The following is a 13,043-nucleotide window of genomic DNA, read 5'->3' as shown; positions in this document are numbered from 1 at the left end:
CTTTTTTGCATAAAAAATGCCAGTTCGCAGAAAATACAGGAAAACTGTTATAGGAAATGGTGATAGAAGTGAGTCATTTAGTAATTGCCAGAGCCATGTTTGGGACCACTATGGCATTCCACATTATTTTTGCGACATTAGGAATCGGGATTCCATTCATGATTTTGATTTCCGAGTTGATGTTCTTAAAGACGAAAGACCAGGATTATTCCATTATGGCGAAAAGATGGACACGGGTTAAGGGTGTGCTTCTGGGCGTGGCCATTCCATCAGGGACCATTGCCGGCGTCTCCCTTTCTTTGCTTTGGCCGGGATTTATGGAAGTCATAGGACGGGTCATGGCCCTGCCGTTCCAGATTGAAATTTATGCGTTCTTTATAGAAGCGCTGTTTCTTTCGATTTATGTGTACGCCTATGATCGTATTTCCACTAAAGCGAGAATCATCAGCCTGATTCTCGTTACCTTCGGGGCCCTTGCATCCGCTGTGCTTATTTCGAATGTTCATGCCTTCGAAGGCACTCCTGCGGGGTTTAGGGTGGTAAATGGCAAGATTGTTGATGTGAATCCATGGGCTGCTTTCTTTAATCCAGCCTTTTTCATTACCGCCGGTCATGTTTCACTGACCGCCTTAATGACAGGCTCATTTGTCTTCGCTGGAACATCAGGATTTAAAATGCTGAGGAACTCGCCTGGCAGCCGTTCTTATCAATTTCATGCCAAGGCTTTAGTCATGAGCCTCATCCTAGGCGGTGTTATCTCTCTTATCAGCGCATTAAGCGGTCATGCCTCGGCACAATATCTATATGAATATCAGCCGGAGAAGCTTGCGGCAGCGGAAGGCTTATTTGAAACTCAGTCTCATGCTCCGCTGACCATAGGCGGTTCTGTAGACCCCGAAAAACAGGAAGTGAAACATGCCATCGAGATTCCCTGGGCCTTGAGCTTTTTAGCCGGCAACCGGTTTGATACAGTCGTCCGCGGGCTGAATGAATTTCCAAGGGACTATTGGCCGCCTTTATTCATCCACACGATGTTCAATGGGATGGTCGGAATTGGGATGTATTCCATCCTTGTTGCCATCATCGGCGTGTACTGGCTGAAATTCAAGAAAAAAACAGTCGTACCCAAATGGATGCTGTTTGCTTTCTTTTTATCTGCTCCTTTATCCATCCTTGCCATCGAATTTGGCTGGATCCTGGCATGTACCGGAAGGCAGCCATGGACGATCTACCATATCCTCAGCACCGCAGATTCTGTTACAAGCCAGCAGAACTTAGGAATCTTGTATCTCCTATTCATTCTGGTTTATCTGCTGCTTGGAATTGTGGTGATTGCTGTTCTTTATTTTTACTTTAAACGAAATCCGCTCATCCATGAATTGTCAGGCCAGACTGACCCGGATGATAAAAATTATCCAGCTCATTAAAGGGGGGAATCTACATGTATGGATTATCACTTACAGATGAAATCCTTGGAATTACGTTAATATGGGGCTTTGTTTTTATATATGCGGTGATGGGAGCCATGGACTTTGGGGCAGGCTTCTGGTCCATGATTTATATCAACAGAGATAAAACCAATGTAACCAATATCGCAAACAGATATCTTTCTCCAACCTGGGAAGTGACCAATGTCTTTATCGTGGCCTTGGTTGTCGCGATTTACAGCATGTTTCCCCGTGCCGCATACTCCCTGGGCACCATTTTGCTCATACCAGGAAGCTTGATCCTGCTTTTGATCACGATCCGAAGCGCATTTCTCGTGTTTTCACATGCTGCCGAAAAATATAAAAGGCTGCTTATCTACGTTTCAGGCATAACAGGAATCCTCATTCCCGGCCTGCTGATCGCTGTGCTTCCGATCTCCCAGGGAGGGTATGTCATCGAACAAAACGGCAGGGAATCCCTGTCGCTGGGTCTTCTGTTTACCAGCCCGAATGTGTATGCCTTTATTGCATTCGCCATTATAAGCTCCTTGTTTTTGTCATCGCTCCTCTTAGCGGATTATTCAAAGACAGCAGGCGATTTGCGCGCTTATGGAGTTTACAGGCGGGATGCCCTGATTACAGGGCCCATTTCACTCATTTGTGCGTTTTTAATTATGGTCACTCTGAAAACTGAAGCGAATTGGATTTATATCAAAATGATGGACAATCTGCCGCTCCTGATTACGTCAGCTGCCTGCTTTATCCTAACTGGTGCGCTGCTTATGATTCCCGGAGGAAAAGGCCTGAAGGGGATTCCAAGGCTGGCAGTCATCGTGACGATCATTCAATTTCTTCTGGCAGGCTTTGTTTATGGAAGGGCACATCTTCCATATATCATCTACGATAATGAGACAATCCGAACAGGCTTTACCGACCCGAGTTCCTTCCGGGCTGTCTTCATTGTATATGTAGTAGGCTTTGCCATCTTGTTTCCGGGATTTTACTTTTTCTGGCGCCTGTTCATGAGAGACAGGTCGGTCAGGCAGACAGACTAGGGAAACAGAATAGGGGAGGTCAGATTCAATTTGCTGTCAGCAATTGAACCTGGCCTCCTTGATTTTTTCTCCCGTTAAATACTGGCGGATGCATTCTAAAGATATTTTTATGGGCTGGTTGGATAATGGCTGAAGTAAGGCGCAGTTAGTGGGGATCGGATCAATTAGTCAGGATCATTCACGCTCCTATCGGACTATTTCAGCGAACTCAGGTTCATTCACTGTACGATCAGACCATTTCGCTGAATCCCGGATCATTTACTGGGTAATCAGACCATTTCGCCTAAACCTGGATCACTCACTGTACGAACAGACCATTTCAATGTTTTCCAGATCAAAAGACAAAAAAACGGCTCATTCCCAAAACCGCTAGTCTATCCTATGTACCGTTTGGATCATTAATGGCTTATTTCGGATCATTACTCCGGCTTATAAAATGGGGGTATCGGATTATTTATTCAAATTTCCGGATTATAATTTTTCTACTTTGCATTGTCCATCGCTGAAGGTCTGATGCACTCACATCAGTCTTACTGAATGTTCAAACAGGGTAGAGATACCTCTGAAATGGCGCCAATACCCGATTCTGGCACATAGGGAATAAATAATAAGCCGGCAGGAAACCCTTCCCGCCGGCTTATTTTAATTGCTGCTTGAACCTGCTGCGGCAGCCGAGCCGATCATCTCAGCTGTCATCGCCGCCTGCTGTGCCTGGATGATCGTTTCAACTGCTGTATGTATTCGATCCTTCAGATTCGCATTTTCAATTCTTTCGGAAGCAACAAAATTTGCGGCCATTAATAATTCATATCTTTATACCATTTGAAGTGTTTTTCATGATTTAAAGTGTGTACAGCTTTGCTGACAAAATCAAGGAGATGGGCATCGGCGCAGGAAGGTTTCAGCATACCGACATGTATCTCATCCAAAAGTTGTAGAAAAGCTTCAAACTTCCTCCTGAGGAGGATTCCTTCCATTTTTATTAAGATAAAAACATGAAAAGAAATGAGAGGGAGACGAAGAGTATGAAAACATTTGAAAAAAAGGTGGTCATGATTACAGGAGCATCTAAAGGACTGGGAAAAGCGCTGGCGCTTGCCTTTGCAAGGGCGGGAGCTGACCTTTCGATCTGTGCAAGAAATGAGGGTCCGCTTTTAGAGGTGAAAAAAGAAGCAGAAAAGCTTGGAGGGAAAGTACTTGCTGTTGCGGCAGATGCTGGGAACTCAAGGGATGTGGAGCGCTTTGCTGCATTGACACAGAAATATTTCGGCAGAATCGATGTACTGATCAATAATGCCTCCATGCTGGGTCCGAGTCCCATGCCGTTTCTGGCCGACTACCCTGAGGATGATTTTGCAGAGGTTCTAAAAATGAATGTGCTGTCACCATTCCTGGCAGCGAGAAGGGTCCTTCCGCTTATGCTTCAGCAGCAATCCGGCTCGATTATTAATGTGACTTCAGAGGCTGGGCATACGGGTTATGCGGGGTGGGGAGCCTATGGAATCTCCAAGTTTGCTGTCGAGGGGCTGACCCAAACCTGGGCAGACGAATTGAAAGGGACCGGAATACGAATGAATATGGTGGATCCTGGAGAAATCAATACCGAGATGCATGCACTTGCAGTACCCCATTGCGATTACGAGCTTGCAGAACCCGATGAGGTGGTCGATGTATTCTTATTCCTGGCGTCGGATGAATCAACAGTCCACGGACAAAGATTAGAGGCCCAGAGCTTTAAAAGGGAGGAAGGATGACTATGCTTACAGAATCTATGACATTTATTATTCCTGGTGAATTAAATGCAGCAAGCCCGCCTGAAAAGAGGGGAATCCGGCGGGATCATGTGAAACTCCTTTCGATTGACCGTAAAACGGGCAGGTCAGAGCATACTTCTTTTTATCGAATTGACCAATATTTAAAAGAGGGAGATCTGTTGGTGTTAAATAACAGCCGGACGATTCCTGCCATCCTGAAGGGATCCTTAAAGAGAAGTTTCCATACCATTGAGGATGCAGTAGAAGTCAGGCTTGCGCATCGAAAAAACGGTTGGGTATGGGAAGCCTTGATCGTTTCAGAGAAAATGAAAAAAGGAGACAGGCTGGTGTTTTCAGACTTTCTGGCAGCCGAAATCATCTTCCTGGATGCTAAAAAGCCGCTCCAGACGATCACATTCAACCTGAAAGGGACAGACTTATGGAATGCCATCTATCAGCTGGGCGAGCCAGTACGATACGAGTATGTCAAGCTGCCATGGGAGCTTGAGTATTATCAGACCGTATACGCGTCTGTCCCGGGATCTGTAGAAATGCCGTCCGCTGGAAGGGCATTCAGCTGGGAGCTGCTATTTAGGCTTCAGGAAAAAGGAGTCAAGATTGCTTATCTGCAGCTGCACACAGGTCTCAGTTATTACTTGGATGACAAGTGGAAGCCCGATCCTTCCGGGAATCATGAAGAATATTTCATTCCGGAAAAAACCCTTCAATCTGTTTTAAAGGCTAAATCGGCAGGTGGCAGAGTCATTGCTGTCGGGACAACCGTTGTAAGGGCGCTGGAAACGGCAGCAATCACCAGGAATCTCAAAGGCTGGACCAACTTATATGTCCATTCAGACTTTAAGCTGAATATGACAAATGGAATCATCACCGGCCTCCATGAGCCAGAAGCAAGCCACCTGGATATGCTTTCAGCGTTCCTGCCAAAAGAGAAGCTGTTTAAAGCCTATCATGAGGCCGTTCGGGAGAACTATCTCTGGCATGAGTTTGGTGATATGAATCTCATTGTTTAGCGGGAAGTAAGCCATAAAAAAATCGGCTGCGAAATAATCGCGAGCCGGTTTTTTCACTGTATCTGCTTTTGTCTCCGCATTAGCTTAAATAGCATTTTCAGCATAGGCGGGATTATAAAGTAAATAAAAAACAAACGGAATAATTGATAGCCTGTCACGATGGATAAGTCCGCCTTTACCTCATGAGCCATGATTCCCATCTGGTCCATACCGCCTGGCGCAACACTGAGATAGCTTGTTGCAGGGTCAAGGTGATGGAGGGAGCTGAGCAGAAGGCTGAATCCGAAGGATCCGCAAAGCAGTACGGTTCCGCTCAAAAGACTGATCAAGGTGAACTTCACCTTTTTTTCGAGCTTCTCCGGCTTTAAAAGCAATCCAACATATCCGCCGATCATAAATTGGGACACATTCAACAGTCCACCAGGAAGCTGAATTCCTTTAAAGCCCAAAAGGACCAGAACGGCAGTCCCTGTCATAGGCCCAAGAAGGAAGGGGGTGGGAAGCTTCGCTTTTTTCGCCAGAAATGCACAAAGGACAGCAACCATTAAAAACATCAGCGCATGAGAGACCTCGATATGCTGAAACGGAACTGCATGCTGCGCCAATGCATCCCGGTGCCCGCCAAAAATCGGGCTGAATATCAGGAGAGGTACAATCACTACCAGCATAATCAGCCTTGATACCTGAAGAAAGGCTACTACTGTAATATTGATGCCCTTCATTTCTTCTGCAAGAATCAGCATCTGGGACAGCCCGCCGGGAATACTCCCTGTCAGGATGGTCGGATAATCGATACCGGTTATTTTTGATACAAGCCAGGCCATTAGGGCGCAAAATAAAACGAGAAGAACGGTCAATAACAGCATGGAAGGAAGCTGGGCACCAATCTGGATCACGGACTCCCTGGAAAAGGAAAGACCCAGCGAATACCCGACTACTATTAAACCTGCATCCCTGATATAGACCGGCCACACCACTTTATACTTTTTAAATCTTGCTCCGATCAGGGTTGCGGCCATTGGTCCCAAGAGCCAGGGAATCGGCACGGAGATGAGTGAAAAAATCAAACCTCCTGCTGCAGCAAGGCATAGGGAGTAAAGAAATGATTTAGTTGTAGATGCCATGATAAAACCTTCTTACTTTCTTTTTTCTACTTGTTAACATAGTCCTAATATCGAAAATAAGCAAATATTTTTTCCTCGGCCCAAAACACATCGCTTTGTCTTTGGTGAGCTCTGTGTTAAAATAATTTTGACTTTAAATTTTAGAAAATTCAGTACTTAGTCCACAAATATAAATTAATCACTCCTCGAACCTTTTTACCCGGGTCATTTGTCTTGATTATGACTGAGTATTCATTCAATATGCGCCGTTCTTTTCCTGCAGAAACATGTTTCAGCTGACAGTTCAATTCCTAACACTTATGATCGAAGGCTGTGAGTGATCCAGAAAAGGAAAGCGGGGAATAGAAGTATGTATGATCCTGGTATGAGATTCGATTTCTTATGTGCAGGGAAGTGCCTCTGCTGAATCATCCAGCTGCCAATTTTTATAGATTGCTGTCCCTGATACTGGATGAATGAGCCCGCCATAGGAAGAAGGAACCGTTCTGAACGGCAGAAGTGTTCCTAACGGAGAATGACTGCTCCATGACATGAACTTGCAAAGCTGTATAATCAAGATTTTTTTTATTTATAAGAACTTTTCCATTGTCATCGGTAAAAACGAAATGAAGGGGCCCCATTAATGAACACAACCACTGCTCTTATGATTAAGGAGATTGCTCTCGAGCACTTTGCCAGGAAAGGATATGAGGGAACCTGCTTTAAACAGCTGGCGAAGGAAATAGGCATCACTCCTTCGGATCTTCGCACTTACTTCTTAAGCAAGGAAGATATTTTTCTATCTGTGTATGACTTTTTAGCCAAGTATTATACGAATTTCCTCAGTGATCAAATCCGGCAGACACAGGGCATGAAGCTGGAGGAACGAGCCCATTTTATTGTTTCTGCGATCGTAAATAACATAGAGGATGATCCTGTACCCTACCTGCTATGGAAACGTGTTGCTTTATTCCCCCCATTTCATCTGAGAAATGATCTCCTTAATAAATTTAATGGGACTCTTCAGCAAATCTATGAAACGATCGCTGTTATCTTTCAGGATGCCAAAGATAACGGAGAAATCGTGGAACAGGATTATGTGTATCTTGCCTCTAATTTTTATAACTTTGTTAATGCTTTAACGGAAAAAATTTATTTTTCCAGCAAGGTAGAAATTGAGAAAGAAGTACAGTTTATGGTCCGGACTTTTTTATGCGAGATTACCAGATAATTCTGATCGAATGACCACCTAAAACTATACACAAAGATATGAAAGAGGGAGGGAGCTTCCTTTTTTTATTTTGGGTACCAAGCGGAGGAATGTATGGAACCTATTATTATTGAGCCCCATCAGGAACACTGGGCAGAAGAATTCCGCTCAATAGGCAAACAATTACGAATACTATTGGGCAATACGGCAGTGCGAATTGACCATATAGGCTCGACTTCCATTAAGGGGCTGGCGGCAAAGCCAGTGATTGATATCCAGATTTCAGTCAAAGATCTGGCAGGTCTGAACGAGTATCTACTGCCGCTGGAATCTGCCGGTTATGTTTTTCATGCGGATAATCCAGAGCTCACCAAGCGTTTTTTCAGGGAGCCGCCTGGTACAAAAAGAACTCATATCCATGTCAGACAGGCAGGCAGCTGGCCCGAACAATTTGCCTTGTTATTCAGGGATTTTATGCGGCATAGCGAAAAAGACAGAATGGAATATGAGAAGGTAAAATACAAGCTGGCAGAGAAATACAGAGAACATCGAGAAGAATATGTAAATGCAAAGGAGCCATTCATCTGGAGCGCCATGAAGAAGGCGGATGACTGGAGCCAGCAGCACGGGTGGTTTCCGGGTGCATCTGATGCATAATAAAAAGCAGCGGTCTCCTGCTGCTGTTCCTACTCACCTTCGTAAAAGAAGGCGGGGCAAGGAGCTCGCTGAGACCGCTGCTTTTTTTCTATTTTGCCATGTTCATATTTTTAATGGCCTCTACTATTGCCGGATTTTCAAGCGATGACACATCTCCGGCATTTTGGTTTAAATAGGCTGCGCGGATGACTCTTCTCATGACTTTGCCATTCCTTGTCCGAGGAAGTTCGTCCACAAAATAAAAATCCTTGGGAAGCAGTGCCTTGCCCAAATGCTTGGATACCAGGCTGAACAGCTCTGCCTTTAACTCATCATATTGCTCCGGCTTTTTGTTAAGGACGACAAAGCAGACGGCAGCTTCTCCTTTAACCTGATCTGGAACACCGATTGCCGCTGCTTCGATGACATTTTCATGCTCCACCAGTGCGGATTCAAGCTCTGCGGGGCCCAGACGTTTTCCCGCGATATTCATGATATCGTCAGAACGGCCTGTTATGGTCCAGAAGCCTTCTGTATCCTGGATGACCCAGTCTCCATGGACCCAGGTATCTCCCCACCTGCTCCAATACGCCTGTTCATACCGGTCGTTTTCCTTCCAGAAACCATTGGTCATACCTACCCATGGCTGGAGGATGACAAGCTCCCCGACTTGATTCAGCACAGAATTTTGATCTTCATCATATACATGTACATCCATCCCTGGTATAGGGGAATTGAAGGTGATAGGCGAAATAGGCTTAAGGAGGACATTGCCTAGGATTCCGCCGGATATTTCGGTTCCGCCCGAATAGTTGATAATTGGGACCTTTCTTTTGCAAACGTTCTCAAAAAGCCACATCCAAGGTTCAGGATTCCATGGTTCACCCGTTGAACCGATGGCTTTAAGTGAAGAAAGATCATGATTATCGATCCACTCCGTCCCGCGGTTCATTAAACTGCGGATCAGGGTAGGAGAAATACCGAGGTGTGTGACTTTATGTTTTTCCGTCAGCTCCCATAAACGGCCGGGATCGGGGAAATCCGGTGTTCCTTCAAAAAGTACAATGGATGAACCATTCACAAGGCCGCCAAAGACGAGGAACGGCCCCATCATCCAGCCCATATCGGTCACCCAGAAAAGAGTGTCGCCTTTAGAAACGTCCATGCAGATGCCGGCGTCAAAGGCTGATTTAATAGGGAAACCTGCATGGGTATGAACCGCCCCTTTTGGCTTTCCTGTCGTACCTGATGTATAAATGAGCATAACAGGGGTATCCGCCCTGGTTTCTACCGTTTTTTCCTCAGCACCGGCATTTTTAAGGTCATTCCACTTTACATCTTTATTTTCATTCCATGGAACTGAGGAGCCCGTGCGCTCGACGACAATCACTTTTTGGATGTTCGGGGAGCCGGCTGCAGCCCTGTCTGCTTCTTGTTTCATCGAAATCACTTTGCCCCTGCGGAAATAGCCGTCAGCTGTTATCAGCACTTTCGCTCCTGACGCATTTAATCTTGTCGATACTGCCTCCGCGCCATAACCGGAAAAAGCGGGACAGAAGATGGCGCCGATCTTGGCAATGGCAAACATCGCAATGACCGTCTCCGGAATCATCGGCATATAGAGGGCTACCACATCCCCGGACTGGATACCCTGCTGCTTTAAGCCGCGTGCGATGACATTGACTTCACCGCTTAGCTCTTTAAAGGAATACGTCTTTGACCCGCCATCATCTCCTTCCCAGATGACAGCCGTCTCATCTGCCATCTCGGGGTGTAAGGCCCATTTTTCGATGGCATTGTGGACGATGTTCATTTTCCCGCCAACGAACCAGTGAGGATATTTAAGTCCATTGCTCAATTCAAGCGTTTTTTTATAAGGGGTATTCCACTCTATCCCCAGTTCCTTCTCTGCTTCTTCCCAGAACCAGGAAATATCATCGACAGACTGAAGAAAAAAAGACTCGTAGTCTTCAAACCCTAACTTTTTCATCCATTTGTACATTCTGGTTGTTTTTTTATAATCTTCACTAGGAAACCAAACAGGTGACTGAGACATAAGAACCTCCCGAAAATAGATAAAATTCTGAATATATATTCATTATAAGGGACGAGAACCATCAATGGAAACAAAATCACCAAAGAGAAAAGTACCTCGCAGTTGATCCCATGAAAAGATAGCTATATAGAGGCAAAACGGGTAAAATATCCAGAAGAGGTATTTATATGGGACAGTTACTCAAAACACTAACTTCCAGCTCAAAGGCAGGTATAAATGAAATATTTTACTAAACAAAGACTATTATTGGCTGTAAAAGTTCTGATCCCTTTACTTATTTTGACTCTCGTTATCTATGAGGGAGGGCATTTTTTCAAAGGGATCGACTTTGGCCTGTTAAAAAAGAATCTTACAGAAATCGGTGCTGTAAAGTTTATTTTAATTCTTTCATTTGGGCTGGCAGCCCTTTTGCCAATGAGCTTCTATGATGTGATCCTGCTGAAAATCCTCAATAGGAAAGTACCCGGCAGGGAGCTTTTTGGGAATTCCTTTATGGCCAATGCTTTCTCCAATTTCCTTGGGTTTGGGGGACTGACAGGGGCCGCACTCCGGACCTATTTTTATAAAACCAAGGAGCAAAGCAGGACGGAAATCGTCAAAGGTATCGCCAGGATCTCGCTCTTTTATTTAAGCGGGTTATCCTTGCTGTGCTGGATGGTCCTGACCGGGATTTTAAGCGCGCCTTTTATTAAATCCTACAAATGGCTCTTTATAGGGATCATTGCCATCGCCCTTTATCTCCCTGTCCTTTTAATCTCCTATACCATTCAGCAGAAAAGGCAGAGTGAAAAGAAAATCAGCCTCAAAACCGAGCTGCAGCTGATTATGACATCGTTTGGGGAATGGGCAGCTGCGTTATTGACCATCTGGGGGATTTCCGAGGTCCTTGGCCTGAACATATCTCTCGCAGACCTGGCCCCGATTTATATAGCGGCAGCTTGTGCAGGGGTGATCAGCTTAATTCCGAGCGGAATTGGTTCGTTTGATTTTGTTTTTCTCTTGAATCTTGGATGGATGGATATCCCGAAGGAAAAGATTCTTCTCCTTTTGCTGCTTTATCGGATCAGCTATAATTTTTTCCCCTGGTTTACAGCTGCATGCCTTTTATGCAGAAAGCTCTGGAAGACTCTTAATAAAAAGTGGAACCAGCTTCCCTCCTATATGGTCGGGTATGCCAGCCACTGGGTAATCACCCTGCTGGTTTTCCTTTCAGGGGTGACCTTACTTCTGTCAGCTGCTTTTCCAAGCGTGCTTGAAAGAGTAAAATTCCTTCACCATCTTATGTCGGATCCCGTTCTTACCGTTTCACACCAGCTGTCTGTCGCAATGGGCACTGCGCTCCTTGCCTTGGCACGGGGGATTGAATACCGTGTAAAATGGGCGTATTATGTGACCTTCACAGTCTTGGTCTGCGGCTCTATTTTTACCTTTATCAAAGGGTTCGATTATGAAGAAGCCCTGTTCATTCTGGGCGTAGCCTTTTTGCTGTTCCTCTCGCGGGGCAGGTTTTACCGTTTGAATTTTGTCCCCACATGGGGCAGAATAGCTGTTGACTTTTTACTGGTTCTTTTCTTTGTGGGCTTATATTTCTATGTGGGGTATATCTATCTCCCTGATGTTCAAGTGAAGATCCCGCACGTATTGGACCGTTATTTGATACAGGATTCCGAGGAGCTGTTCAGAAGCGGTTTCGTGGGAATTATCATTGCATGGTTTGTCCTGGCCATAGGGTATTTCGCCAGCAGGCCTTCACATTTTACATTTGAACGAGCTGGCCCTCACTTTGAAGAAATCAAAGAGCATTTCACCCGGTATGGAGGGAGCACGTTATCTCATCTTACGTTCCTGAACGATAAATATATTTACTGGAACAAAAGCCGGGATGTTCTGCTTGTATTCCAAAAATTCGGTGATAAATTGGTGATTCTGGGCAACCCGACAGGAAACGAGGAGCAGTTCATATCTGCACTGGAAGAATTCCAGGACCGGGCAGACCTGTTTGGCTTAAAACCGGTCTATTATCAGATCAGCAGCACCATGCTGCCTTATCTGCATTCCCACGGCTTTGATTTTTTCAAATTAGGGGAGGAAGCTCGTATAGAGTTATCAGCCTTTTCCCTGGAAGGCAGTAAAATGAAATATATGCGTTTCATCAAGAATAAATTCAACAGAGAAGGGGTGGCATTTGAAGTGCTTCATCCGCCTTTTTCGGCTGAATTGATGGAAGACATTAAAAATGTTTCAGACTTGTGGCTGGATGGCAGAAGGGAAAAAGGTTTTTCCCTTGGCTTTTTTGATAAGAATTATATTAATATATCACCCCTTGCTCTATTAAAGGATAAAAAAGGGAAAGTCCTTGCTTTTGCAACCTTTATGCCCATGTACGATGACAGCAAAACACTATCGATTGATTTAATGCGTTTTCTGCCTTATGCTGAAAAAGGTATTATGGATTATCTTTTCATCTCACTTTTCCAGTGGGGCAGGGAACATCATTATTCCTATTTCAATCTGGGGATGGCCCCCTTATTCAACGTCGGGCTGTCCAAGTATTCGTTCGCCAGCGAAAAAATCGCTGCCCTGATCTATCAATATGGCCATTTTCTTTATCATTTTCAGGGCCTTAAAAGCTTCAAGGAAAAATATGCATCGTCTTGGGAGCCAAAATACCTGGCATTCCGCAGGAAATCTTCGCTGCCGGCTGCCATGGTTCAGCTATCCTTACTCATTTCCAGCAGAGGCAAAAAAAGATAGATGGAAAAAAATATTCG

Annotated in this window: 10 protein-coding genes; 7 read left to right on the top strand and 3 right to left on the bottom strand. The window is 45.0% G+C overall.

The features are described 5' to 3' along the window. Positions 1 to 56: 56 nt before the first annotated feature. Together H539_RS0124930 and H539_RS0124925 are read left to right on the top strand one after the other, a co-directional pair. Positions 57 to 1,427: a cytochrome ubiquinol oxidase subunit I gene (locus H539_RS0124930; RefSeq protein WP_425414769.1), complete on the top strand. Its 1,371-nt coding sequence runs from the start codon at positions 57 to 59 to the stop codon at positions 1,425 to 1,427. A 14-nt stretch (positions 1,428 to 1,441) separates the two neighbouring features. Beyond that, positions 1,442 to 2,482: a cytochrome d ubiquinol oxidase subunit II gene (locus H539_RS0124925; RefSeq protein WP_026695776.1), complete on the top strand. Its 1,041-nt coding sequence runs from the start codon at positions 1,442 to 1,444 to the stop codon at positions 2,480 to 2,482. Between the two features lie 642 nt (positions 2,483 to 3,124). Here H539_RS0124925 and H539_RS31845 read toward each other — a convergent pair. After that, positions 3,125 to 3,280, bottom strand: a complete 156-nt coding sequence (locus H539_RS31845; RefSeq protein ID WP_155890251.1) for a hypothetical protein — start codon at positions 3,278 to 3,280, stop codon at positions 3,125 to 3,127. 227 nt (positions 3,281 to 3,507) lie between these two features. On the opposite strand from H539_RS31845, the gene H539_RS0124910 reads away from it, so the two are divergent. Together H539_RS0124910 and H539_RS0124905 are read left to right on the top strand one after the other, a co-directional pair. Further along, the gene (locus H539_RS0124910; protein WP_026695775.1) at positions 3,508 to 4,236 is read left to right on the top strand and encodes an SDR family NAD(P)-dependent oxidoreductase; all 729 of its coding nucleotides are present in this window, start codon (positions 3,508 to 3,510) and stop codon (positions 4,234 to 4,236) included. After that, positions 4,233 to 5,267, top strand: a complete 1,035-nt coding sequence (locus H539_RS0124905) for an S-adenosylmethionine:tRNA ribosyltransferase-isomerase (RefSeq protein ID WP_245602260.1) — start codon at positions 4,233 to 4,235, stop codon at positions 5,265 to 5,267. The genes H539_RS0124910 and H539_RS0124905 overlap by 4 nt, the downstream gene beginning before the upstream one ends. A 53-nt stretch (positions 5,268 to 5,320) precedes the next feature. Here the strand turns inward: H539_RS0124905 and H539_RS0124900 are convergent, their stop codons facing one another. After that, on the bottom strand, positions 5,321 to 6,391 hold the full coding sequence (locus H539_RS0124900; RefSeq protein ID WP_026695773.1) for an AbrB family transcriptional regulator: 1,071 nt from the start codon (positions 6,389 to 6,391) through the stop codon (positions 5,321 to 5,323). A 622-nt stretch (positions 6,392 to 7,013) separates the two neighbouring features. Between H539_RS0124900 and H539_RS0124895 the strand changes: the two genes are divergently transcribed. Next, the gene (locus H539_RS0124895) at positions 7,014 to 7,601 is read left to right on the top strand and encodes a TetR/AcrR family transcriptional regulator (RefSeq protein WP_026695772.1); all 588 of its coding nucleotides are present in this window, start codon (positions 7,014 to 7,016) and stop codon (positions 7,599 to 7,601) included. A gap of 93 nt (positions 7,602 to 7,694) precedes the next feature. Further along, entirely contained in the window at positions 7,695 to 8,237 is a 543-nt protein-coding gene (locus H539_RS0124890) for a GrpB family protein (protein WP_035324099.1), read from the top strand. 88 nt (positions 8,238 to 8,325) lie between these two features. Here the strand turns inward: H539_RS0124890 and H539_RS0124885 are convergent, their stop codons facing one another. Beyond that, on the bottom strand, positions 8,326 to 10,272 hold the full coding sequence (locus tag H539_RS0124885) for an AMP-binding protein (protein ID WP_026695770.1): 1,947 nt from the start codon (positions 10,270 to 10,272) through the stop codon (positions 8,326 to 8,328). Between the two features lie 216 nt (positions 10,273 to 10,488). Between H539_RS0124885 and mprF the strand changes: the two genes are divergently transcribed. After that, positions 10,489 to 13,026, top strand: a complete 2,538-nt coding sequence (gene mprF, locus H539_RS0124880) for a bifunctional lysylphosphatidylglycerol flippase/synthetase MprF (RefSeq protein ID WP_026695769.1) — start codon at positions 10,489 to 10,491, stop codon at positions 13,024 to 13,026. Positions 13,027 to 13,043: the final 17 nt, after the last annotated feature.

The organism is Peribacillus kribbensis DSM 17871 (assembly GCF_000430765.1).
Lineage (GTDB): Bacteria > Bacillota > Bacilli > Bacillales > DSM-1321 > Paraperibacillus > Paraperibacillus kribbensis.
This window is presented reverse-complemented; position numbering and strand designations above follow the sequence as displayed.